The following is a 23,040-nucleotide window of genomic DNA, read 5'->3' as shown; positions in this document are numbered from 1 at the left end:
CGTGCTTGCCTGCGGGACAGCGACAGCCATTGCTCAGCAAGAAGGAAGGTGACCCGTTCTATCCACCCCGGATGACATCTATGTAACGCATGTAACGGCGGCCCGCAGCGGCGCAGAGGTGCCAAATACAGCCCGGCCTGGGCGGATTCAGCTCTTGTCGTTCCCGAGCTTGAAGATCTCGGAACCGTCTCCACTCGAAAGCAGGCCGGTGTCGGAATAGAGCTTCAGCTTGGCGCGGGTATCCGTGATGTCGAGGTTGCGCATGGTCAGCTGGCCGATACGGTCGGCCGGCGTGAACGCGGCGTCTTCCACCTTCTCCATGCTCAGCCGCTCCGGCTGATAGGTCAGGTTCGGGCTTTCGGTGTTGAGCAGCGAGTAATCGTTGCCACGACGCAGCTCAAGCGTGACCTCGCCGGTAACGGCGCGGGCCACCCAGCGCTGGGCGGTTTCGCGCAGCATCAGGGCCTGGGAATCGAACCACCGCCCCTGATACAGCAACCGGCCGAGGCGCATGCCGCTGATCCGGTATTGCTCGATGGTGTCTTCGTTGTGGATGCCGGTGACCAGACGCTCATAGGCGATGTGCAGCAGCGCCATGCCGGGCGCCTCATAGATGCCGCGGCTCTTGGCCTCGATGATCCGGTTCTCGATCTGGTCGCTCATGCCAAGGCCGTGCCGGCCGCCGATGGCGTTGGCCTCAAGGAACAGCGCCAGCGGATCGGCGAAGGTCTGGCCGTTCAGCGCGACGGGCTGGCCCTCCGCAAAACGCACGACGACCTTTTCGGCCTTGACGGCACAGTCGTCGCGCCAGAACGGCACGCCCATGATCGGATTGACGATCTTGATGCCGGTGTCGAGGCTCTCGAGATCCTTGGCCTCGTGGGTGGCGCCCAAAATGTTGCTGTCGGTCGAGTAGGCCTTTTCGGCGCTCATCTTGTAGGCAAAGCCATTGGCGGTCATGAACGCGGACATTTCCGCGCGGCCGCCGAGTTCGTCGATGAACTGCTGGTCGAGCCAGGGCTTGTAAATCCGCAAGCTCGGATGGGTCAAAAGGCCGTAGCGATAGAACCGCTCGATATCATTGCCCTTATAAGTGGAGCCATCGCCCCAGATGTTGACGCCGTCCTCCTTCATGGCCGCAACCAGCATCGTGCCGGTTACCGCACGACCAAGCGGCGTAGTGTTGAAATAGGTGTTGCCGCCGGTCGAGACGTGGAAGGCGCCGGACTGGATCGCGGCGATGCCTTCGTGGACCAACTGCGTGCGGCAATCCACCAGGCGGGCCTTTTCGGCGCCGAATTCGAGCGCCTTGCGCGGAATTTCCTCGTAGTCGGCCTCGTCAGGCTGGGCGAGGTTGGCGGTATAGGCAAAGACGCGCGCGCCCTTTTGCTTCATCCACACCAGCGCCGCCGAGGTGTCGAGGCCGCCCGAAAAAGCGATGCCGACTTTTTCCCCTTTGGGCAGGCTCTTCAGGATCGTGCTCATCGTGCTTCCAATCGGTCGAAATGGCTGAGATCGTTTGCGGCTTCGGGTGCGCGAATATCAAACTTTGCGCTTGTCGGCACGTGTTTAATAGCACCCCAGACAGCAGCTGGCCGGGGCTGATCAGCCCGGCTGGCGCGAGCCCTTGGTCAGACGGTTCCAGGGCCGGGCCAGGCGAGCCAGCGCGGCCTCGACGGCCGCATCCGAGACCCGGGTCGATGGCCAGCGGTACAGCCAGCCATGGGCCAGCCAGATCACCAAAAAGCTCACCAGGCCGGCGGCCGCCACATCGGTGAAAAAATGCCCGCCAAACGCCATCCGCAGCACAGAGGTCGCGATCCCGAACAGGGTCGCCGCCACATAGGCCAACGGCCGCCACGCCGGCGGCGTCAGCGCCGCGGGCGCGTAAGCCCAGAACGCGGTGGCGCCCTCGCCGGAGAAGAACGAGCAGTTGCGTCCGCACGTGCCGCGCGGATCCCAATACGGCACGAACTCCTGCGGCCCATTGAACTGCGTCACCACCACCGGCCGCGGCCGGCCCCAATAGGTCTTGAAGGTGAGGTTGGTGAGAACGACCGCAGATAGCAAAATGGTGCTCAGCAGGAATACGGCGGTACGCGCGCGAATGAACATCGGCAGATCCGGCCGCACCATCTTCACCACGATGGCCGCGAGCGACGGCAATGCAAGCGCCCATGCGATCCACATCGCGGCGTCGCGGGCGAATGCGGCGAGCCAGCTCTGCTTCAACGGAAACGAATGGGTCGCGGGATCGTAGAACAACGCCGCCAGTTTGAGATCGAGTTCGGGAAAAATCCCGAACAGCAGTCCGATGACGAGCGCCAGCCCCAGCGCGATGAAAAGTCCGGTCCGGTTCATGGCGCGGTGTTTAGCCGAGGGGATGGGTCTTGAAAAGGCTCACGGACGCGGCCGCGAATGGGCCGGCAGGGGCGGTGGCGGACGCAAGGGTTTCGGCGGTTCGCGCCATGCACCCGCGGTCCGGCCCGCGATCATCCAGTAGACCAGGCCCGCGACGATGCCCGCCCCGGTCATGATTTCGAGATGGCGGCGGACGATGCCGTCAAAGCGCCTCGTCTCGGGATCGAACGGGACCAGACCGAGATAGCAGGCGCAGCCGACGAGCGCGCCGCCGATCGCATAGGTCAGCACGCCCCGGACATAAAACGCTTCCGTGATCAGAACCAGGATCAGCGCCGGCAACAGCGCAAAACCCGAGATGAAGATGAAGCCGAACCCGAGCACGACATTGATCGCGCCCTGATCGATCGGCCCTGCGCCGAGATCGCTGAATTCAGGATACAGCACCGCGCCGACCACGATCATCCCCGCCGCCAGGCAGGCGAACAGGAATCCGAACAGGATGACGAAGAAGCGGCCGATTAGCGCCATGCAGCTATTTCCATCACGCGTACGAGCACAATTCTTTCAACCGTCATGCCTCGTCGTGACCACGTAAAGACGTGGATGGCCGGGACAAGCCCGGCCATGACGAATTTGATATCGGTCAACTCAATCCGTCATCGCCATCGCGCGCAGCGCCTGACGCTCGCGCGCGGACAATTTTTCGGTTTCCGATTTCAACTGGCCGCAGGCGGCGAGGATGTCGCGGCCGCGCGGCGTGCGCACCGGCGAGGAATAGCCGGCGTTGAAAATATACTCGGAGAATTTTTCGATCTGGTCCCAGTCCGAGCACTCGTATTTGGTGCCCGGCCACGGGTTGAACGGAATGAGATTGATCTTGGCCGGAATGCCCTTGAGCATTTTCACCAGCAGCTTGGCGTCGTCCATGGAATCGTTGACGCCCTTGAGCATAACATATTCGAAGGTGATGCGGCGCGCGTTGGACGATCCCGGATAATCGCGGCAGGCCTGCAGCAATTCGGCGATCGGGTATTTGCGGTTGAGCGGCACCAGTTCGTTGCGCAATTCGTCGCGCACCGCATGCAGCGAGATCGCCAGCATGACACCCATTTCGTCGCCGGCGCGGACGATGTTCGGCACCACGCCCGAGGTCGACAGCGTGATGCGGCGGCGCGAGATGCCGATGCCTTCATTGTCTGACACGATCAGCAGCGCATCGCGCACCGCGTCGAAATTATACAAGGGCTCGCCCATCCCCATCATCACCACATTGGTGACGAGGCGGCTGCCGGTCGGGGTCTCGCGATCGGCCCAGTCGTTGAGTCGGTCGCGGGCCACCATGATCTGGCCGACGATTTCACCGGCGGTGAGATTGCGCACCAGCCGCTGCGTGCCGGTGTGGCAGAACGAACAGGTCAGGGTGCAGCCGACCTGCGAGGAAACGCACAGCGTGCCGCGATCGGTCTCGGGGATATAGACGCACTCGACTTCATGCGCCTTCTCGAGGGCATTGCCGCTCGGCAGCCGCAGCAGCCATTTGCGGGTGCCGTCGTTGGAGACCTGTTCGGCGACCACTTCGGGACGATCGACGGTAAAATGCTGCACCAGCTGGGCGCGCATTTCCTTGGAGATGCTGGTCATCGCATCGAAATCTTTGGCGCCGCGGACATACATCCAGTGCCAGAGCTGCTGGGTGCGCATCTTGCGCTGCGCGGGCAGAACACCGATCTCGCCGAGCCGGTCGGCGATTTCCGCGCGCGACAGCCCGATCAGCGATGGTTTGGCTGGCGGCACATAGGTTTCGAGCGGAATCTTTTCGAGGGGAGCCTGAGCCGAGGAACTGCTCTCGATTGAAGCGACGGTCATCGTGTTTCTGTTCTTGGGATACGTAGGGTGGGCAAAGCGTAGCGTGCCCACCGCAAGCGTTAATGGTGGGCACGGCGCGATGCGCCTTTGCCCACCCTACAGGTAGCACCTCAAATAGGCCTTCCGGGACGCACAAACAACGTCATTTTCGGCCTAAAATTGCTTAACGCCGGCAATCCTGCGCCAATTTGTCGAGCGCCTGCGACAGCCCCTTCAGTGAGAAGGTGTCGGTGGTCTCGGTGCCCTTGGCCGAGACGCCCTTGACGGTGACGTCGGCGGCCTTGCGCATGGCATCGACCATCCGCTCTTCCTCGGCGGCGTTCTTGATCCAGAGCCCGTCGCCCTGCGTGTACATCGCATACGACGCGCCGCCGACCTCGAGCGAGGATTCCGAGCCCGGCTTCAGCGCGTAGCCGATCATGACCGAGACTTCGTTGATGACTTTTTCCGCTGGGCGCGTCGAGACGAAGGCATAGGCCGGATCGCGCGGACGGTTGGGCGGATTGGTCTTCGACGAGGATGGCTTGGCCAGCGCAAAGCACACCTTCTTGCCGTTCGGCGCCGCCGTGTAGGCGCCCCAGGTTCCGAACTGGCCGATCAGGGTCGGCTCCGCGCCACCGGCCGCGGCGGCTGCCGCCGACTCAGGCTTGGCGGCAGACTTCGCAGCCGCCGCGGGCTTTTCCGTTGCCGCGGGCTTGGCCGCGTCCTTGGCGCCCTTCGGCGCAGCACTCTGCGCCTGCGCAAGGCTGGGAGCCCCGCACAGCAACGCACTCAAAACAAGGGATGTCAGTATCTGCCGCACGGACAACTGGTTCCCTCATCATTGTGACTGGAAGATGGCCCGGCGACGGGTCGGGCCGTCACCTATGGATAACCGGGAAATGCCTTTTTGGGAAGGCACTTACGAGCTATCCAGCCGCTGTATCCACGGCCATGTTGGCGGTATCTCGCGCCTCCTGCGGAGTTAGCCTTTGGTACGGCCTTCGCGTTGCTTCTGCCACTGCGCGTCGGTCCATTGCAGCAGGTCTTCGGCGCCGGAACTGCGCAAATGCGAGCCGCCATCCTGCACCACCATCTCGCCATTGATGTAGCCGGCCTGGTCGGAAATCAGGAAGCTCGCCAAATTGGCGAGTTCGCTGTGCTCGCCGGCGCGGCCGAGCGGATTGCGGTGCGCCCAGCTCTCGCCGCGGCCCTCGGGGCGGAGCTGGCCCGACGCACCCGGCGTCGGAAACGCACCGGGCGCAATCGCGACCGTGCGAACGCCCTTCGGCCCCCATTCCACCGCCAGACTCTTCGTCATCGCCAGGATAGCGGACTTCGCCATCGCCGACGGCACCGTGAAGGCGCGGCCGGTGATGGTCGAGGTCGAGAGGATGCTCAGCACCACGCCATTATGACGGCCCTCGATCCAGCGCTTGCCGGCCGCGAGCGTGCAATACATCGTGCCATGCAGCGTCGGCCCCAGGATCGCGTCCGCCGCGCGAAACGACAGATGTTCGGTCTGCGCGAGGAAAGTCGCGGCAGCGTTGTTGACCAGCACGTCGATCGGCGCCTCGCGCCAGATTTGATCCATCATCGCATCGACCGCGCCGCCGTCGCGGATATCACAGCGCGCCACGGAAACCTTGCCACTGAGCTCACTGCGCATCTGGGTTGCCGTGGCCTCCAGCAATTCGAGCCGGCGGCCACAGATGATGAGTTCCGCCCCGAGCTCGATAAAGCGCCGCCCCATTGCGGCGCCAAGCCCAGATCCGCCACCGGTGACCAGAATGCGCTTTCCCGCCAGCAGGTCTTTTTCAAACATTGTTTCACTCCCTGTTTTCCCCATCCTTGCCTGCGAACAAACGCTACGCGCTTGCGCAAGGGAGCGTAAGCGACGACTTGTCCGCCGTAGCTCCTGAGCGAAGGCGGAAGCAATCCATTCTTTCATTTTGCGGCGCGATGGATTGCTTCGCTTCGCTCGCAATGACGGGCGGATAGCTATGCGCGTCCTAAGCACCGAATCGGATTGTAGCCCGGCGTCAAATCCGGCAAGAAGCATTCAGCCTTTCCTTGTGCGTCCGAACATCAGGTGTGTCCATGAAAGCCATTCTCTGCTCGCAATATTGCCAGCCCGACGACCTCGTACTGGCCGATGTGCCCGATCCCGTCGCCGGACCGGGCGAGGCGGTGATCGCGATCAAAGCCGCGGCGCTGAATTTCTTCGACATCCTGATGATCCAGGGCAAGTACCAGATCAAGCCGCCGTTCCCGTTCTCGCCGGCCGCCGAAGTCGCGGGCGTGATCGAAAGCGTCGGCAGTGGCGTCACCGATCTGAAGGTCGGCGACCGCGTGGCGGCCTCCTGCGGCCATAATGGCGCGCGCGAAAAAATCGCGCTGCCGGCCAACTCGATCGTGAAGATTCCCGACAATCTGGACTTCGATCGCGCCGCCGGAATCTTCATCATCTACGGCACCGCGCTGCATGCGCTGGAAGATCGCGCCAGCCTCAAGCCCGGCGAAACCATGGCCGTGCTCGGCGCCGCCGGCGGCACCGGCCTCGCGGCCTGCGAGCTCGGCAAGCTGATGGGCCTGAAGGTGATTGCCTGCGCCTCGTCGGATGAAAAACTCGAATTTGCGAAAGCGCACGGCGCCGAGCTTGGCCTGAACTACAGGAAGGAAGATCTCAAGGAAGGCTTGCGGCGCCTTACCGGCGGCAAGGGCGTCGACATCATCTTCGATCCGGTCGGCGGCACCTATGCCGAGGCCTCGCTACGCTCGATCGCCTGGGAAGGCCGCTTCCTGGTGATCGGATTTGCCGCCGGCGACATTCCGAAAATGCCGCTCAATCTGGCGCTGCTCAAGGGCTGCGATATCCGCGGCGTGTTCTGGGGCGCCTGGGCCCGGCTCAACCCGGAGAAGAACCGCGCCAACCTGGAGAAGCTCGTGAAGTGGACCGCGGAAGGCAAGATCTCCTCGCATGTCGACCGCACCTTCCCGCTGGCGCAAACCGCCGAAGCACTGAAAGTGCTCGCCGGCCGCAAGGCGATGGGCAAGGTGATTCTGCATCCGTGATGCTGCGCGACAGCAGTCGCGCTTCATTCAACGTCTCTTCTGTTTTGAACGATCATCGTTCAGCAAAAAATCGAACGGGCCGCGCACAACGTGGCCCGTTTTGGCAATTGGCGCGCCTGCGCCTTGCCGAGCGGCGACGCTGAAAATGCCTTCATACAAGGCGATTGTGCGCTAACGATATACAATCTTAAATCTCTGAATCACGTCTATTCGCCGCAATCAAAACAAAATGTCTCCCGATTCGAGCGGTCCGGCGTCGTTTTTTCAACCCATTCGACATGCGAATTGCCCGCCCAGTAAACGGGTTCCCGGACACCGATAACAACAAGAAACAGATGCCGGCCTCCCGTCGTTGCGTTTTGGTAGCGGGGAAGCATCACCATGGTGGAGAGTACAAGGCACGTTCAATCTGGGGATCCGTTCGCAAGATTAGGCGAAGCGATCGGTGATTCCGGATTGTATGAGACACATCAATTTCTGCGGTCAGAAGCACGCAAGCCCGACCCGTTGGTCCAGAAAGATCACCTGGCAGACGACCCGGTGCCGCTTTTTCTCGCCGGCCAGCAGGATGCCCGCCACCGACAGGACGAGCGCTATCAGGACCTGCCCTTCTATCAAGAACCGCCCGAATACTCCTTCGCTGGCGGCAAGAAACGACGAGCGCGCGCATCGCGCATCGTGACCGGTGCGCTTGCGTTGTCCATCGTGGCCGCCGTTCTTGCGCTGCTTTCCTTCGATTCGACGCGCGCGGTCATCGTCAACGCCAAGGCTTCGTTGGCCAGCGCAGCGCCCGCCCCGTCAGGCACCGAACAACAGGACGCCGCGCCACCGGCACCGCGCGTCGCGGCCCAGCCTGCTAGTCCCGAAGCATCGCCGGCAACGCCGGAAGCGGCAACCGTACAGCGTGTCCAGCCCGTCGCGCTGGCGTCCGCTTCACCGTCACGCGACGAAATCACCGCGGCCTACCAGAGCGCCATCAAGACCCAGGTTGTGGCGATCGAGCCGACGGCCCCCGAACCTGCACCAGCGGCACGGCGCATCGATGCGGATGAACTGGCCGCGCTGTTGAAGCGGGCGAAGGGCCTGCTCGCGATCGGCGACATCACCTCCGCCCGGTTGCTGCTCGAGCGTGCGGCAGACGCGCAGGAGGCCGACGCCGCGCTGATGCTGGCGGGGACCTATGATCCGCAGGTGCTGGGCAAGCAGGACATGCGCAGCATCACGCCCGATCCGGCGATGGCGCGGCTTTGGTACCAGAAGGCCGCCCAGCTCGGCTCGGCCGACGCCAAGCGGCGTCTCAGCCAGGTCCAGAACTAGGCATCTTCAGAACCGGTCATCACCGGCACGCATCACTCACGACCGCGCATCACGCGACACGCATCACGCATCACGCGACACGCATCACGCATCACGCATCAGCGGGCATCACGCAGGGGACCAACAAATGCGACGACTGTTTGGAATGGCAGTATTTGCCATCATGATGGCTTGCGGCCTGACGGCCCAGGCCCAAGCCCAAACCCAGCAAACCGAATACGACCCGGCCAAGGTCAGCGAGAGCCTGAAGGCTATTTTCCAGTTCGGTTCTGTCGCCACCAAGCAGAGCCTCAACTCGAACACGGTGACGCTGATGTCGGGGACGATCGGCGGCACCTATGTGCAGTTCGGCGCCGACCTCGCTTCCGTGCTCGACGATGGCAACAAGTTGCGCGTACTGCCCATCGTCGGGCGCGGTTCCGTGCAGAGCGTGGCGGACATCCTGTTCCTGCAGGGTGTCGATCTCGGCATCGTCCGCTCCGACACGCTCGATTATCTCGAACGCAAGGGCTTTGCGAAGGATATCAAGAAGCAGTTCACCTACGTGACCAAGCTCTACAATGAAGAGATGCACGTGATCGCGTCGAAATCGGTCCGCAGCTTAAGGGACCTCGAAGGCAAGACCGTGAGCGTCGACCTTCCCAATGGCGGCACGTTCGTGACTGCGCTGACCGTGTTCGAACGGCTCGGGATGAAGCCAAAGGTGGTCTATGTCGAGCAACGCATCGCGCTGGAGAAATTGAAGGCCGGCGAAATCGACGCCGTGATCGTGTGCGGCGGCAAACCGTACAAATCCGTCAGCACGTTCAAGGACGACCGCTTCCATCTGGTGACGGTGAACTACGAGAAGCCGCTGCAGAAGGACTATCTGCCCGCCAGCCTGTCGTCGAAGGACTATCCCAACCTGATTTCGGGCGACGATCGCGTCGACACCATCGCGGTGCCGGCGGTGCTCGCGGCCTATAACTGGGCGCCGAACACCGAGCGCTATCGCAAGCTGTCGCAGTTCGTGGATGCGTTCTTCACAAAATTCCCGACGTTCCAGAACCCGCCCTTCCATCCGAAGTGGAGGGAAGTCTCGCTGTCGGCGCCACTGCCCGATTGGCAGCGGCTGCCGGCCGCCGAGCAATGGCTGAAATCCCACAACGTCGAAGCGGTCGCACGTACCCGGTTCGATGAATTCCTGAAGCAGAGCCCAACCACCGCGGCGAACATCAAGACCGATGCCGATCGCGAGACGCTGTTCAAGCAGTTCCAGGCCTGGGAAACCGAGCGGAACGCGCGCGCGCAAGTTCGCTCCGGATCGCAGAAGTAGGAAACCTCGGACGTCATCGGGATCGCCGCAAGATCCCGGTGGCGGACGTCGACGCGGGCCTATTGCGCCTCGTCGTCGTTCCCGACACCTCGCTTCAGCGCAGCGCGCGCGGCGTCGCGGTGCTCCGATGTGATATAGCTGGCAACCATGCGGATGGCGGTGGCCAGGACTGCGGCGTCGTCGGTGAAGCCGAGCACCGGCAGCACGTCGGAAACGAAATCGAACGGCAGAACAAAATAGGCGATGGCGCCGAGCAGCGCCGCCTGCACATGGCGCGGCGTCTGCTTGTCGAACGCGCAATAGTAAGCCGCGAGCAGGTCCTCGGCGAAGGGAAGCTTCGCCACCACCCGCTTCAGCTTGCTCCAGAAGCGCCGGCGCACGCTTTCGCGGTCCTGCGCCAGCCGGTCGGCCGGTTCAAAACCCACGCTGTGTTCGGACGTTGCCATGACGGCGCTCCCTCAAGACAGGCGCGGCGGATCGCCGCGGACGTCTGTCTAGGAATTGGGGATGTCCAGCCGCCGCCGCAAGATCACTGCTGGAAGATCACTTCAAGACCCGGCGCTCAGGAGACGCTGGCGCGCTCAGGAGACGCCAAGATGGCGCTCAGGAGAAGCCGAAGACGGCCTCAGGAGACGCCGAGCTGTTTGGCTATGGCGTTCATGGCGGCCGCAAGCTCGATGTCCAGCTTGGTGACGCCATTGGCGTCATGGGTGGCCAGCACCACCTCGACCGTCTTGTAGACGTTGCGCCATTCCGGGTGATGGTCGTTCTTTTCGGCCACCAAAGCCGCGCGGGACATGAACCCGAAGGCCTCGTTGAAATCCTTGAAGGTAAAGGTTCGCGCGATCGCCTCGCGGCCGGGCGCCTCCGACCAGCCGGAAAGTTCCGCCAGCGCCGATTTCCGCGCTTCTGCCGACAGCCGTTCCGCCATGCTCGCCTCCCGCGTTTGACACCAGCTTCACCCTAACACCGAAGGGCCCCCGCGGGATCCCCGCCCAAATTTAGACCGAAAGGCGCGTCCAATGGCCGCTCGGGTGCCGGTAACCATGACGGAGATGTAACCACGGTCCGGCGAGGAATTTGGTAGGATGCCCGGTGTAAGCACGTTGGCAACCGAAGATCGAACCTCAAACGATTGTTCAGGAATTGATGACCGACGGCTCTCATCCCGCCGAAGCAGCACTGCCTCCCCCCTCGCCCCGTTCGGCGCGCCGGCGGCTGGCATTCGTGATGCTGGCCGGCGTTCTGGCGATCCTCGGCGTGGCGGCGGCCGGCTATCACATTGCGACGCGGCCGGTGACGTTGCGGATCGCGGTCGGCCCGGCCAACAGCGACGACCTCAAGGTGGTTCAGGCACTGACGCAAGCCCTCAACAACCAGCCGCACGGTCAAATCCGGCTGCGTCCGGCACAGACCGACGGCGCCGTGGCGAGCGCCAAGCTGCTCGGCGACGGCAAGGCCGATCTCGCCATTATCCGGGGCGACCTCGACGTGCCCAAAAACGCGCAGGCTGTGGCGACGCTGCGCAAGAACGTCGTGGTCCTCTGGGTGCCACCCGCCAGTAAAGCCAGGGCCAAGGGCAAGAAGGCCGCGCCCGCGATCACGAAAATCACGCAGCTCGCCGGACATCGCGTCGGCGTCGTCGGCCGCACCGAGGCCAATGTCAATTTGCTCAAGGTGATCCTGCAGCAATACGGCGTCGATCCGGCGAAGGTCGACATCGTCCAGTTTCCGGTCACTGAGGCGGTCGACGCCATCCGGAACCAGAAGGCGGATATCTATCTCGCGGCGGGCCCGCTCAACAGCAAGATCACGTCCGATGCGATCGCAGCCTCGATGCGCGACGGCGGCACGCCGACCTTCCTCGCGATCGATTCGGCGGAAGCGATTGCGCAAAACCATCCGGCCTACGAGTCTTCCGAGATTCCCGCCGGTACCTTTGGCGGCGCGCCGGCCAAGCCGGAAGAGGAAGTCAAGACCATCAGCTTCTCGCATCACATCGTGGCGCGGAAGGGCGTATCCGACTCCACCATCGCGATCTTTACCCGGCAGCTGTTTGCGATCAGGCAAACGCTGAAGAACGAATTTCCGCTCGCCGCCAAGATCGAGACGCCGGACACCGACAAGGATGCCAATATCCCGGCGCATCCCGGCGCGGCCGCCTTTGTCGATGGCGAGGAAAAAACCTTCTTCGAGCGCTATAGCGATTTCATCTGGTGGGGCCTGATGGGGCTCTCGGCGATGGGCTCTGCCGGCGCCTGGTTCGCGGGCTACCTGAAGAAGGACGAGCGCATTGCCAGCAATTCGCAGCGCGACCGGTTGCTCGATTTGCTCACCGCGGCACGCAGCTGCGATTCAGGGGAAGAGCTTGACCAGATGCAGACGGAGGCCGACGGCATCCTGCGCCATATGCTGGAGTGTTTCGAACACGGCGCCGTCGAGGAGGGCGCGTTGACCACGTTCAACATCGCGCTCGAACAGTTCCACAACGCGGTCGCCGACCGCAAGGCGCTCCTGATGAGCATGCCGCAGAACCTGCAACGGGCCAGCGCGCAGTTCCGGGCCGCCGGCGCCTGAGCCGGGAGTCCTGTAATTCGGCCGTCCTGTAATTCGGCGGTCATGGAATTTTCCTAGGTCTGCCTGTGCTATCTCAGGGCGGACCGGGGACACCGACATGGCCACACGAATTTCTCGTCGAAAATTTCTCTCCTCCTCCGCCGCGACGGGATTTGGCGTCATCGCGATGCCCTATCTCAGCCGCGCCGGCGACCGGCCGGTCATCAGCCATGGCGTGCAATCCGGCGACGTCGGCGCCGATGGCGGCGTTATCTGGGCGCGCGCCGACCGTCCTTCGCAAATGATGGTCGAGGTCGCGACATCCGAGTCGTTTGCCAATGCGCGGGCGCTGCCGCCGATCGCAGCGCTGCCCGAAAGCGATTTCACCGCCAAGATGCTGCTGGAAAACCTGCCCGCGGGACAAGAGATCTTCTACCGCGTGCGGTTTCGCGATCTGTCGCATATCGACGTCGCGAGCGAGGCCGTTGTCGGCCGCTTCCGCACCGCGCCGGCCGATCGCCGCGATGTCAGCTTCGTCTGGGGCGGCGATGTCGCGGGACAGGGCTGGGGCATCAACCCCGACGACGGCGGCATGTTCACCTTCGCCACCATGCGCAAGCACCGCCCGGATTTCCTGCTGCATTCCGGCGACACCGTCTATGCCGACGGCCCGATCAGGTCCGAGGTGAAGCTTCCCGACGGCAGGGTGTGGAAGAACGTCACCATCGAAGCAAAAGCCAAGGTGGCCGAGACGCTCGACGAGTTTCGCGCGGCCCACAAATACAATTTCATGGACGAACATGTCCGCGCCTTCAACGCCGAGGTGCCGATCTTCGTGCAATGGGACGACCACGAGGTCACCAACAACTGGTCGCCGTCGAAGCAATTGCCGGCCTCCTACAAGGAGCGCGACATCAACCTGCTCGCCGCCCGCGCCGGCCGCGCGTTCCACGAAATGTATCCGATCCGGGAAAGCATTATGGAGCCGGGCCAGCTCTATCGCACGCTGCATTACGGCCCGCATCTCGACGTCTTCATGCTGGACGAGCGCAGCTATCGCGCCGGCAACGGGCCTAACCTGCAAACCAGCTACGGGCCCGAAAGCTATTTCCTCGGACCGGATCAACTCGCCTGGCTGAAGCGCGGACTGTTGAACTCGCGCGCGACCTGGAAGGTGATCGCCTCCGACATGCCGCTCAGCATCATCGTCTATGACGATGCGGCCAACAAAAAGGGCTCGGAAGCGTTCGCGCAAGGCGACGGCCCGCCGCGCGGCCGTGAACTCGAGATTGCCGATATCCTGCGCTTCATCAAGACATCAGGCGTCGTCAACACGGTGTGGCTGACGGCTGACGTGCACTACGCCGCGGCGCATTACTACAACCCGGACAAGGCGCAGTTCCAGGAGTTCGATCCGTTCTGGGAATTCGTCGCCGGCCCGCTGCATGCCGGCACGTTCGGGCCGAACGAACTCGACAACACGTTTGGGCCCGAGGTGAAGTTCATCAAGGCGCCGGGGCCGGACAAGCAGAACCTGCCGCCGTCGGCCGGCATGCAGTTCTTCGGCCACGTCAAGATCGATGGCGCGACCGGGCAGATGATCGTGACCTTGCGCGATCGCGCCGACGTCGCACTCTGGTCGACGACGCTCGATCCGCAGCGTACGTAGCGTTTTCGAGCGAAGCGGGAATCGGTTCGCATCGCAATCAAGCTTTGCGCGGATTGCGTAGACTTATCTGCGGTAGAAAACGCGTCAAAACAAAAAGCCGGGGCCGGTTCTGATCCAGTCAGAACCGGCTCCCGGGTGAACCATTCAGGCGGCCCGGAAGCGGACGCATCCACCGCCGATAAATCAGACGCGCTGGTTGGCGTCTCAGCGCCTGACGTTCAGCAACGCGAGCAACGCCTCGGTCGAATAAGGCTTCGCCAGCCGGGGCGTGTTTGCGAACGCCGCCGGGAGCCTGGCGTCGACGCCATAGCCGGTGACGAAGACATAAGGAATTTTCAGCGCGTCCAGCTGTTCGGCAACCGCAAAACTCTTTTCACGAATCAGGCTGACATCGAGCAGGGCAAAATCCGGCGGCCGTTCGGCGATCATGGCGAGGGCCCTGGCCACGGTTTGAGCCGTACGCACGGCCTTTACGCCAAAACCAAGAAGCGTGTCCTCGAAATCGAGTGCGATGATTGGGTCGTCCTCGACGATCAGGACGTCATTGGGCATGCCGTCGGCGACGGGTTGCATTGTACTCGTCTGTCCCAGGTTCACTATTTTTTGTCCGATTGCCGGGCCGAAGCCCCGGAAGGAGGTCCGACGACGCCTTGAAGCGCGGCCATCGGTTCCGGAACTGAAACCATCACACCGTCGTTATGCTGTCTGTTCACTAGTGCACATAAAAACGCACACAGCATCGTTATTGTGCGCTTGGGGAACAGAGGAACCTTGGATGCAGGCGCGACGCGAGGAGCCGGCCGGCGCACGGCCGTTCAACAATTTGCTGCGTCGTCTGAACGCGGCCGATTTCGCCCTGGTCGCGCCGAACCTTGCCGAGGTCGATGCCAGTGCCGGCGAAGTGCTCTACAGCCCCGGCGATGACGTCGAGATCGTGCACTTCCCCTGCGGTCCGAGCCTCGTCTCCTACCTGGTCCCCAATGAGGATGGCCGCGATGTCGAGACCATCCTGATCGGCCGCGAAGGCGCGGTCGGCGGCATCGTCAGCCAGGGTTATTTGCCGGCCTATACCCGCATCATGGTCAAGTTCGCCGGGCCGTTCGTGCGGCTGCCGGTCGGAAAGCTCGAGGCCGCCAAGAGGCAATCGGCGACGCTCAGCAACATCTTCGCCCGCTACGCCGACTGCATGCTGGCCCAGATCTTCCAGTCCACGGCCTGCAACGCGATCCACTCGATCGAGCAGCGCACGGCGAAATGGATCATTTCGGCGATGGAACGCACCGACGGCGACGAAGTGGTGCCGCTGACCCATGAGCAGTTGGCGACCCTGCTCGGCGTTGGCCGCAGCTACACCAGCCGGGTGATCCAGACCTTCAAGGCCGAGGGCATGCTGGAGACCCGTCGCGGTTCGATCCTGGTCCGCAACGCCGATGCGCTGCGAATCCGGTCCTGCCTCTGCAATGACGCGGTGAAGGACCATTTCGAGGAGGTTTTGCGGGGGGTCTATCCGGACCCCGAAAAGGGCAATTAGGCGGGCAATCGGGCGAAAATCGGCTAACCAAATGCCAAACAAATCATTGTTTTTTGGCGTTTTCTGACTATATTGCGCCGCAACGCGTAAGGTGTGCCCGGTCCTTTTGGCCGGGCTTCCTTTTTGGGGCCAAGGTCGAGGCCGTTGCCCCTTTCGCATTTCAGGTTTTGAGCACGATCCGGAAAAGTGGGTCCCGGTTTTCCGGCGAGATCGCGCTCCAGCCATTGCACGACCAGAAGAAGAGCCATGAACCTTCGTAACGTCGCCATCATCGCCCACGTCGACCACGGCAAAACCACGCTGGTCGACAAGCTGCTGCAGCAATCTGGTACCTACCGTGACAACCAGCGCGTGGTCGAACGCGCGATGGATTCCAACGACCTGGAGCGCGAGCGCGGCATCACCATTCTGGCCAAGGCCGCCTCGGTGCAGTGGAAAGACACCCGCATCAACATTGTCGACACTCCCGGCCACGCCGATTTCGGCGGCGAGGTCGAGCGCATCCTGAACATGGTGGACGGCGCGCTGGTGCTGGTCGACGCCGCGGAGGGCCCGCTGCCCCAGACCAAGTTCGTGGTCTCCAAGGCGCTGAAGGTCGGCCTGAAGCCGATCGTCGTCATCAACAAGGTCGACCGTCCCGACGCGCGCCCGACCGAAGTCATCAACGAAGTGTTCGACCTGTTCGCCGCGCTCGACGCCTCCGAAGAGCAGCTCGACTTCCCGATTCTTTATGGATCAGCCAAGCAGGGCTGGATGGGCGACAGCCCGGAAGCCTCGCACGAAGCCGGCATGCAGCCACTGTTCGACCTGATCCTGCGCCATGTCGCGCCGCCGACGGTCGAAGAAGGCCCGTTCCGGATGATCGGCACCATCCTCGAAGCCAATCCCTATCTCGGCCGCATCATCACCGGCCGCATCACCTCGGGTTCGATCAAGCCGAACCAGGCCGTTAAGGTGCTCGGTGCCGACGGCAAGCAGATCGAAAGCGGGCGTATCACGAAGATCCTCGCCTTCCGCGGCATCGAGCGGACGCCGCTCGAGGAAGCCGAAGCGGGCGACATCGTCGCCATCGCCGGCCTCACCAAGGGCACCGTCGCCGATACCTTCTGCGATCCGTCCGTTGAAACCCCGCTGGTGGCGCAGCCGATCGATCCGCCGACCGTGTCGATGTCGTTCATCGTCAACAACTCACCGCTTGCCGGCACCGAAGGCGACAAGGTGACCAGCCGCATGATCCGCGACCGCCTGCTGCGCGAAGCCGAAGGCAATGTCGCGCTGCGCGTGGTGGAAGCCACCGACAAGGATGCGATGGAAGTTTCCGGCCGCGGCGAATTGCAGCTCGCGATCCTGATCGAGACCATGCGTCGCGAAGGCTTTGAGCTTTCGGTGTCGCGCCCCCGCGTGGTGCTGAAGAAGGACGAAACCACCGGTGACTGGCAGGAGCCGATCGAGGAAGTCGTGATCGACGTCGACGAGGAGCATTCCGGCGTCGTCGTGCAGAAGATGAGCGAGCGCAAGTCCGAGATGATCGAGATGCGTCCCTCCGGCGGCAACCGCCTGCGGCTGGTGTTCTACGCGCCGACCCGCGGCCTGATCGGCTATCAGGGCGAACTGCTCACCGACACCCGCGGCACCGCGATCATGAACCGCCTGTTCCACGGCTATGCCAACTACAAGGGCGACATCCAGGGCCGTCGCAACGGCGTCTTGATCTCCAACGACCAGGGCGAAGCGGTGGCTTACGCGATGTTCAAGCTGGAAGACCGCGGCCCGATGATGATCGAGCCGGGCTGGAAGGTCTACAAGGGCATGATCGTCGGCGAGCACACCCGCGACAACGACCTCGAGATCAACGTGCTCAAGGGCAAGCAGCTCACCAACATCCGCACCACCTCAAAGGATGAAGCGGTGCGCCTGACCCCGCCGATCCGCATGACGCTTGAAAAGGCGCTGGCCTATATCGAGGACGACGAGCTGGTGGAAGTGACACCGAAGTCGATCCGCCTGCGCAAGAAGTTCCTCGACGCCAACGACCGCAAGCGCGCGGAAAAGGCCAAGGAGGCGGTGGCCTAAGCACCGCCCGCCTAAACGACTGCGTCAGATCCCGTCGTGCGCGGTGGGATCGTCGCCTTCGTCGACCAGGTCGATGGCGGCGCCGGTATCGGCCAGATCGATGGCCTTGCGCAGCGTGACGATATGCGGCGCCTGACAGGTGTCGGGCGCACGGCGCACGTCCCAATAGGCGGTGTGGGTGAAGAAGTCGTCACCCCCCGCGTTTTTGGTGGAGACCGCGAGATCGACGATGTGATAGCCGAAGATCGGCGATAGCGCGCCGCCGATGGCGTCTCCCCAGAACAGCTGACGCCGGGGAAAATAGATGTTGCTCCACCGGGTCAATCCGAACAACGCGCCGTTGTGAATTTGCTTCCTGTGCGTCTTCGGATTGGTGAAGGTCAGCAAGCCGTCGCGATCGAGCCGTTTCGGCGGGCAGGTCGGAAACTCTCTTTCCCCGACGCGCCGGGCGAAATCATCCTTCAGATCCTGCTCGGTATTCAGCCTTCCCTCGGCTTTCAGATCCGCCGCGGTCTTGCCCAGGCACATCAGGAAGTAGGCGTGGGTCAGCGCGCTTCCCAGGGTGACGAAGTCGGTCACCAGCCAGCTCTTGGGTTGCAAGGGATTGGGCTTTTGCTGCTGGGGCGTCGGCTTCGCCGCGGCAGCGGCGATGCTGGCGATCGTGGCGCGCGCCTTGATCCGCAACGCCTTCTTGTCCTCGATCGTTGCCTTGGCGTCTTCCGGCTGCCATTTGGCGCTATCGATGGCGTCAAAATCCGTGCCCAGCTCTTCGACAGGCGGCAACTCATTGCAGACCCGGCTGAAATAGGCGCGCTGCATGTCGTAGGCGACGACGGTACCAAGGCTGTGCGCGACGACGACGATGCGATCGTACTGGCCGGACGCGTGGAGGTTTGCGAGCCGATCCACGGCCTCTTTCCTGATCGCCCGGCGCACCGCCACATTGGCCGGTGAATTGCGGAAGTAGCGCGCGGCATCGCCGAGATACGGCTGCAGGAATGCGGCATTGATGATCAAATAGAGCCCGATCACGGCCGACGCCGCCGCGACGCTCCACGGCGAGTTCAGCGCCCACAACCATGCCTTGATCACGGTCAGGACAAATTCGCTTTCCGGATGCCAGTACCGATCGGCAACAATGAAAATGCCGAACAGGACCACGGAAATGAAGATGGCTCGCCAGAATGCCCGCAGTCCCTGTCGCCCCATGATCAGCAATGTCGCGATCAGCGCAATCAACGTGGGTAGCGCAATCTGCGTGAAGAGTTCGGCGCCATCGGGAATCCCGGGATTACCTGCACTCGCAGCAATGCCGGGAAATTTTCTCCCGATCCAGACATAGACCGCGATCAGAACGGCCCCGCCGGCCAACGCGATTGCGAGCAATCCGATGATCCGGACAGCCCCCCATTTCAAGGCGACGAGCAGGCCTAACAGCAGGCTTGCCACCAGCAGCAGGAACGGTGCGACCAGCATGATCTGCGCAACGTTTCGCGAAAACAGCAGAATCCCCTGCAACACCAGCACCGCGAAGGAGAGATTCATCAGGCACAGGAAAATAGCCGCTGCCCACCAAAGCTCGTTCATGCCGAGCTTCATGATCGGTCCCTTCCGGACCAGTTCGTACAGCCAGAGCAGCACTGCGACGGCCTTGGTCTCACTCATCAGGTGAGCCCAATATAATTCGTGGAAATCGACCAGGCGGCCATCCGGCGAATCCGGCACCGTGTTCGTCGTCATCACCGCGAGGTCGATGTCGGAGCCGTCCCTTTCCGGATGCGTCCAGATCCGCTTGCCTTTGTCGGCCGGGTTTTTCTCGTCCAGCCAGACGCCCCGTATGACGCCGCGCACCGTTTCCAGCGCGCGCTGACTGCCGATGCCGTGAACGACAAGGATCGCGGTTCTCTTCCGCGCGGTAGCGGGGTCGAATTCGGCCATGGCTGAAATCCGGATCTGAAATGACGTTAGGGAGAATGATCTATTCAATACAACTACAGGGAGAGAAACAAGCTGCTCTTTTTCGCAAAGATGTCGCACTGCCAGCCGGCAATGATCGAGTTCGGCCAATCGATGCGAAAACCGCATCCCTCCCCTGCCCGCCGTGACCGGGAGCCCTCTGCGGACCGGCTTCAGGCCCTCTGGCGAACGTGCTAGAGGCTCTGACATGACGACCCTCCCCTCCGAAGTCGATGTTGCCATCATCGGCGCCGGCGCTGCTGGCCTCGGCGCCGCGCATGCGCTGAAACAATCCGGTCTCTCCTGTGTCGTGCTGGAAGCGCGCGACCGCGTCGGCGGCCGTGCCCATACGATAGCGGCCTCGCCCGAGATCACCTTCGACCTCGGATGCGGCTGGTTGCATTCGGCGGATGAAAATTCATTCGTCCCGATCGCCGAGCAACTGAAGTTCGAAATCGACAGGAACCGCCCGCCCTGGCGCGAGCAGGCCCACAACAAGGCGTTTCCGGTTGAGCAGCGGACGGAATTCCTGAGGGCGCTCGATGCCTTCTATGACCGCGCCGAGGAAGCCGCAGAACTGGCCGGGCAGAGCGGCCGCGATGTCGCCGCGAGCCTCTATCTCGAGCCCGGCAATCGCTGGAACCCGATGATCGACGCGATCTCGACCTACGTCAACGGCTGCGAACTGGATCAGGTCTCGATCCTGGACATGGATGCCTATGAAGACACCGAGATCAACTGGCGCGTCCGTCGCGGCTATGGCGCCCTGGTCGCGGCCTACGGTGCCTCGATGCCGCTCGCGCTCAACTGCGCGGTGACGCTGATCGACCATTCGGGAAAGCGCATTCGCGTCGAGACGTCGCGGGGCACGCTGATCGCTGACAGGGTGATCATCACCGTCCCGACCAACCTGATTGCGGATGAAGCCATCCGCTTTCACCCGGCCCTGCCGGCAAAGCTCGACGCCGCACGCGGCCTGCCGCTTGGTCTCGCCGACAAGGTGATGCTGGCACTTAGCGATGGCGACGCGCTGCCGAAGGATGGCAGCCTGCGCGGCGCCACCATGCGCACCGCGATGGGCACCTATCATCTGCGCCCGTTCGGCCAGCCCTGCATCGAAGGCTTTTTCGGCGGCCGCTTTGCGCGATCGCTGGAAGATGCCGGCCCCGGCGCACTGGCCGCCGAAAGCATCAGCGAGATTGCAGGCTTCCTCGGCAACGACTTCCGCCGCAAGCTGAAGCCGCTCGCGGAATCGCGCTGGGCCCACGAGCCGTTCTCGCGCGGCTCGTATTCCCACGCTCTACCCGGCCACGCCGGCGACCGCGCGGTGCTGGCAGCGCCCGTGGATGGACGCTTGTTCTTTGCCGGAGAGGCGACCTCGCCGGGGTTTTTCTCGACCGCGCATGGGGCACGGGATTCGGGGGAGCGCGCGGCGGGGGAAGTGTTGGCTTTGCTGGCGAAGCAATAGCCCTCAATCCCGTCATTGCCTGCGACAAGCGCGAAGCGTTTGCGCAAGGGAGCGATAGCGACGACGCAATCGATTCCCCAAGCGGTGACATGGATTGCTTCGCTTCGCTCGCAATGACGGTTCGGCGTGAATCTACTCCATCACCCGCGCGCGCATATCGGCATCGGGCACAAAACACTGCTCATACTTGCCGAAAATCCGGTAGCGGTTGCGCGCGACAAGGCTGTAGACGCCGTCGCGCAGCGGCTTCGGCACCGCAAACAGCGCGCGCATCCAGCCCCAGCCCGGCAGCGCGCCGAGCACCGTCAGCGCCGCGTCGGACTTGAAATATGCGACGCCGCCGTGAACGACGGCGTTGGTATCGGGATCGTCGGGGTTGATGCCGAACGCCTGCGCCAGACGCGTGCCGTAGCCGGACTGGATCGGCGTGAAGCGAAAGCGACGCTCGACGTCTCGCGTGGCGACGAAGCGGACCCAGCGCGAGCAGAAGATGCAGACGCCGTCGTAGAGGATCACGTCATCGTCCGGCCATGCCGTCATCTGTTGTCCAAAGTGAGCAGCCCCACGAACATCAGCACGATCGCCGGCCCCGTCTTGACCAGCGCGCCGAGCGGCTCGATCCAGAGATCCGGCGTCAGGATCGCCGCGCCGACCATGTAGCCCAGCGCGACGACGATGCCGGCGACCAGTCCGACCGCGGCGGTGCGACGGAAGGCGATTAACACCCCGATGCTCATATCCATCAGGCTGGTGATAGCAGTCATCGGCGCGACCAGCCATGACGGAAAGCCGTGCGCCCGCAAAATATCGGCGGCGGCGGCAAACGAGATCACCAGCGAGATGAAGCCCGACACGATCCAGAACACCGCAAGGCTGGCGATCACGAGCGCCTTGACCAGGAACAGCCGCGCGAACCATTTGTCCTGGATGGTGGCGGCATGCCCGCCCACCGCCTGCGCCAGCGTCTTCGGCACGATGCCGGTCGCCGCCATCCAGCTTGCGGGATCGCCGGTGACGCCGCGGCGCAGTTCGGCGATCGCCGTGGAGCGCATCGGCGGCATCCAGCCAAGTTTATTGGCGAGATCGCCTGATTTGGCGCCGAGATTGAGCAGAAAACCGGGAAGCGTGATCCGCGGCATGCGGGAGGTGCCGAGCGACCAGCGGAATTGATCGATGACATTGCCAAGCGTGATCGGTTGCGGTTGCATCAGGTCCCAGGTCACGGCGTTTGCCGCGGGATCGCCGATGTCGCGGGCGGCGAGCCAGGCGATGGTCGCGGAAACATCCTCGACCGCCACCGGCTGGAACGGAGTCGCCGATTCATCGCCGGGCAATTGCAGCGGGAATGCCGCCAGCGCGCGCAACATCGCGCTGCCGCCATAGGCCGAAGGCGCCACGACAAAGCCCGGCCGCAGGATTGCGTAGGGAATACCGGAGGCCGCGATCAGCCGCTCTGCCTCGCGCTTGGTCGTGCTAAAGGCGGTGCGGTCGTCATCGGCGGTGCCGGGGATCGAGATGTGAACGAAGCGCACCGCGCGGCGGCTGTCGCGGATCGCCGCCAGCAGCCGTTCGACGAAATCGCGATGCACCGCGCGGGTGTCGCTGCCGGGGCCGTCCTGTAGCACGCCGAGGCAATTGACCACGACATCGATCTCGCGCTCGCGGATCAGCCGCGCCAGCGAGGCTGCGTCCATCGACATAATCGGAAGCTCAAGGTCGGAAGCGCCAGTCTTTTGTGACGGTTCGAAATGCCGCGCGACCCCGACCGCCCCAAAGCCCTGCAATCGCAGATCATCGGTGATGTACCTGCCGATCAGGCCGGAAGCGCCCAGGACGAGGATTTTGCGCAATGAATTTTCCGCGTGCATATA

The 23,040-nt window shown here is 63.1% G+C and carries 20 protein-coding genes and 1 pseudogene; 8 read left to right on the top strand and 13 right to left on the bottom strand.

Translation table 11 applies throughout. The features are described from left to right. Nucleotides 1-147: 147 nt before the first annotated feature. The 6 genes from argG to JQ574_RS09665 form a co-directional block, all read right to left on the bottom strand. Nucleotides 148-1,485, bottom strand: coding sequence for an argininosuccinate synthase (gene argG / locus JQ574_RS09690; RefSeq protein WP_212210347.1), 1,338 nt, complete (start codon nt 1,483-1,485; stop codon nt 148-150). Nucleotides 1,486-1,605: 120 nt separating this feature from the next. After that, the gene (locus tag JQ574_RS09685; protein WP_212210346.1) at nt 1,606-2,361 is read right to left on the bottom strand and encodes a phosphatase PAP2 family protein; all 756 of its coding nucleotides are present in this window, start codon (nt 2,359-2,361) and stop codon (nt 1,606-1,608) included. Between the two features lie 39 nt (nt 2,362-2,400). Beyond that, nucleotides 2,401-2,892, bottom strand: coding sequence for a hypothetical protein (locus JQ574_RS09680; protein ID WP_212383460.1), 492 nt, complete (start codon nt 2,890-2,892; stop codon nt 2,401-2,403). Between the two features lie 120 nt (nt 2,893-3,012). Continuing rightward, entirely contained in the window at nt 3,013-4,230 is a 1,218-nt protein-coding gene (gene rlmN / locus JQ574_RS09675) for a 23S rRNA (adenine(2503)-C(2))-methyltransferase RlmN (protein WP_212210344.1), read from the bottom strand. A 163-nt stretch (nt 4,231-4,393) separates the two neighbouring features. Further along, entirely contained in the window at nt 4,394-5,038 is a 645-nt protein-coding gene (locus JQ574_RS09670; RefSeq protein WP_212210343.1) for an invasion associated locus B family protein, read from the bottom strand. Nucleotides 5,039-5,194: 156 nt separating this feature from the next. Then, nucleotides 5,195-6,034 carry an SDR family oxidoreductase gene (locus JQ574_RS09665; RefSeq protein WP_212210342.1) on the bottom strand — a complete coding sequence of 280 codons (840 nt, stop codon included), beginning with the start codon at nt 6,032-6,034 and terminating at the stop codon, nt 5,195-5,197. Nucleotides 6,035-6,309: 275 nt separating this feature from the next. Here JQ574_RS09665 and JQ574_RS09660 point away from each other — a divergent pair, with 275 nt between their 5' ends. The 3 genes from JQ574_RS09660 to JQ574_RS09650 all read left to right on the top strand — a co-directional run bounded on the left by JQ574_RS09660 (nt 6,310) and on the right by JQ574_RS09650 (nt 9,916). Further along, a complete protein-coding gene (locus tag JQ574_RS09660) occupies nt 6,310-7,284 on the top strand; it encodes an NADPH:quinone oxidoreductase family protein (RefSeq protein WP_212383458.1) in 975 nt (324 codons plus the stop codon). 381 nt (nt 7,285-7,665) lie between these two features. After that, nucleotides 7,666-8,601 carry a hypothetical protein gene (locus JQ574_RS09655; protein WP_212210340.1) on the top strand — a complete coding sequence of 312 codons (936 nt, stop codon included), beginning with the start codon at nt 7,666-7,668 and terminating at the stop codon, nt 8,599-8,601. 127 nt (nt 8,602-8,728) lie between these two features. Then, nucleotides 8,729-9,916 (top strand): TAXI family TRAP transporter solute-binding subunit, encoded by a 1,188-nt coding sequence (locus tag JQ574_RS09650; protein WP_212210339.1) that lies wholly within the window; start codon nt 8,729-8,731, stop codon nt 9,914-9,916. A gap of 59 nt (nt 9,917-9,975) precedes the next feature. Here the strand turns inward: JQ574_RS09650 and JQ574_RS09645 are convergent, their stop codons facing one another. Beyond that, nucleotides 9,976-10,362, bottom strand: a complete 387-nt coding sequence (locus JQ574_RS09645; protein WP_212210338.1) for a YkvA family protein — start codon at nt 10,360-10,362, stop codon at nt 9,976-9,978. 179 nt (nt 10,363-10,541) lie between these two features. Beyond that, nucleotides 10,542-10,856, bottom strand: a pseudogene (locus JQ574_RS09640) (4a-hydroxytetrahydrobiopterin dehydratase); the annotation flags it as partial. 209 nt (nt 10,857-11,065) lie between these two features. Here JQ574_RS09640 and JQ574_RS09635 point away from each other — a divergent pair. Beyond that, a complete protein-coding gene (locus JQ574_RS09635) occupies nt 11,066-12,493 on the top strand; it encodes a TAXI family TRAP transporter solute-binding subunit (RefSeq protein WP_212210336.1) in 1,428 nt (475 codons plus the stop codon). A 97-nt stretch (nt 12,494-12,590) separates the two neighbouring features. Then, nucleotides 12,591-14,141 carry an alkaline phosphatase gene (locus JQ574_RS09630; protein WP_212210335.1) on the top strand — a complete coding sequence of 517 codons (1,551 nt, stop codon included), beginning with the start codon at nt 12,591-12,593 and terminating at the stop codon, nt 14,139-14,141. Between the two features lie 204 nt (nt 14,142-14,345). Here the strand turns inward: JQ574_RS09630 and JQ574_RS09625 are convergent, their stop codons facing one another. Then, on the bottom strand, nt 14,346-14,714 hold the full coding sequence (locus JQ574_RS09625; protein WP_212210334.1) for a response regulator: 369 nt from the start codon (nt 14,712-14,714) through the stop codon (nt 14,346-14,348). A 202-nt stretch (nt 14,715-14,916) separates the two neighbouring features. Between JQ574_RS09625 and JQ574_RS09620 the strand changes: the two genes are divergently transcribed. After that, nucleotides 14,917-15,672, top strand: coding sequence for a Crp/Fnr family transcriptional regulator (locus JQ574_RS09620; RefSeq protein ID WP_212210333.1), 756 nt, complete (start codon nt 14,917-14,919; stop codon nt 15,670-15,672). A 23-nt stretch (nt 15,673-15,695) separates the two neighbouring features. Here JQ574_RS09620 and JQ574_RS09615 read toward each other — a convergent pair whose 3' ends face one another. Next, a complete protein-coding gene (locus JQ574_RS09615) occupies nt 15,696-15,920 on the bottom strand; it encodes a hypothetical protein (protein WP_192739380.1) in 225 nt (74 codons plus the stop codon). Here JQ574_RS09615 and typA point away from each other — a divergent pair. After that, a complete protein-coding gene (gene typA, locus JQ574_RS09610) occupies nt 15,919-17,745 on the top strand; it encodes a translational GTPase TypA (protein WP_212210332.1) in 1,827 nt (608 codons plus the stop codon). The genes JQ574_RS09615 and typA overlap by 2 nt on opposite strands. 24 nt (nt 17,746-17,769) lie before the next feature. Here the strand turns inward: typA and JQ574_RS09605 are convergent, their stop codons facing one another. After that, entirely contained in the window at nt 17,770-19,683 is a 1,914-nt protein-coding gene (locus tag JQ574_RS09605) for a hypothetical protein (RefSeq protein ID WP_212383457.1), read from the bottom strand. A gap of 226 nt (nt 19,684-19,909) precedes the next feature. Between JQ574_RS09605 and JQ574_RS09600 the strand changes: the two genes are divergently transcribed. Beyond that, nucleotides 19,910-21,169 (top strand): NAD(P)/FAD-dependent oxidoreductase, encoded by a 1,260-nt coding sequence (locus JQ574_RS09600; protein ID WP_212210330.1) that lies wholly within the window; start codon nt 19,910-19,912, stop codon nt 21,167-21,169. Between the two features lie 132 nt (nt 21,170-21,301). Here the strand turns inward: JQ574_RS09600 and JQ574_RS09595 are convergent, their stop codons facing one another. Further along, nucleotides 21,302-21,709, bottom strand: a complete 408-nt coding sequence (locus JQ574_RS09595) for a thiol-disulfide oxidoreductase DCC family protein (protein WP_212210329.1) — start codon at nt 21,707-21,709, stop codon at nt 21,302-21,304. Further along, the gene (locus tag JQ574_RS09590) at nt 21,706-23,019 is read right to left on the bottom strand and encodes an SDR family oxidoreductase (protein WP_409411223.1); all 1,314 of its coding nucleotides are present in this window, start codon (nt 23,017-23,019) and stop codon (nt 21,706-21,708) included. Before JQ574_RS09590 ends, JQ574_RS09595 begins: the two co-directional genes overlap by 4 nt. Between the last annotated feature and the right edge of the window lie 21 nt (nt 23,020-23,040).

This window comes from Bradyrhizobium sp. AUGA SZCCT0158 (assembly GCF_018130065.1).
Classification (GTDB): Bacteria; Pseudomonadota; Alphaproteobacteria; order Rhizobiales; family Xanthobacteraceae; genus Bradyrhizobium.
This window is presented reverse-complemented; position numbering and strand designations above follow the sequence as displayed.

Bases quoted from the DNA above. Each gene is read 5' to 3' on its own strand.
- argG (WP_212210347.1), bottom strand. From the start codon at position 1,485: ATGAGCACGATCCTGAAGAGCCTGCCCAAAGGGGAAAAAGTCGGCATC.
- JQ574_RS09685 (WP_212210346.1), bottom strand. From the start codon at position 2,361: ATGAACCGGACCGGACTTTTCATCGCGCTGGGGCTGGCGCTCGTCATC.
- JQ574_RS09680 (WP_212383460.1), bottom strand. From the start codon at position 2,892: ATGGCGCTAATCGGCCGCTTCTTCGTCATCCTGTTCGGATTCCTGTTC.
- rlmN (WP_212210344.1), bottom strand. From the start codon at position 4,230: ATGACCGTCGCTTCAATCGAGAGCAGTTCCTCGGCTCAGGCTCCCCTC.
- JQ574_RS09665 (WP_212210342.1), bottom strand. From the start codon at position 6,034: ATGTTTGAAAAAGACCTGCTGGCGGGAAAGCGCATTCTGGTCACCGGT.
- JQ574_RS09660 (WP_212383458.1), top strand. From the start codon at position 6,310: ATGAAAGCCATTCTCTGCTCGCAATATTGCCAGCCCGACGACCTCGTA.
- JQ574_RS09655 (WP_212210340.1), top strand. From the start codon at position 7,666: ATGGTGGAGAGTACAAGGCACGTTCAATCTGGGGATCCGTTCGCAAGA.
- JQ574_RS09650 (WP_212210339.1), top strand. From the start codon at position 8,729: ATGCGACGACTGTTTGGAATGGCAGTATTTGCCATCATGATGGCTTGC.
- JQ574_RS09645 (WP_212210338.1), bottom strand. From the start codon at position 10,362: ATGGCAACGTCCGAACACAGCGTGGGTTTTGAACCGGCCGACCGGCTG.
- JQ574_RS09635 (WP_212210336.1), top strand. From the start codon at position 11,066: ATGACCGACGGCTCTCATCCCGCCGAAGCAGCACTGCCTCCCCCCTCG.
- JQ574_RS09630 (WP_212210335.1), top strand. From the start codon at position 12,591: ATGGCCACACGAATTTCTCGTCGAAAATTTCTCTCCTCCTCCGCCGCG.
- JQ574_RS09625 (WP_212210334.1), bottom strand. From the start codon at position 14,714: ATGCAACCCGTCGCCGACGGCATGCCCAATGACGTCCTGATCGTCGAG.
- JQ574_RS09620 (WP_212210333.1), top strand. From the start codon at position 14,917: ATGCAGGCGCGACGCGAGGAGCCGGCCGGCGCACGGCCGTTCAACAAT.
- typA (WP_212210332.1), top strand. From the start codon at position 15,919: ATGAACCTTCGTAACGTCGCCATCATCGCCCACGTCGACCACGGCAAA.
- JQ574_RS09615 (WP_192739380.1), bottom strand. From the start codon at position 15,920: ATGGCTCTTCTTCTGGTCGTGCAATGGCTGGAGCGCGATCTCGCCGGA.
- JQ574_RS09605 (WP_212383457.1), bottom strand. From the start codon at position 19,683: ATGGCCGAATTCGACCCCGCTACCGCGCGGAAGAGAACCGCGATCCTT.
- JQ574_RS09600 (WP_212210330.1), top strand. From the start codon at position 19,910: ATGACGACCCTCCCCTCCGAAGTCGATGTTGCCATCATCGGCGCCGGC.
- JQ574_RS09595 (WP_212210329.1), bottom strand. From the start codon at position 21,709: ATGACGGCATGGCCGGACGATGACGTGATCCTCTACGACGGCGTCTGC.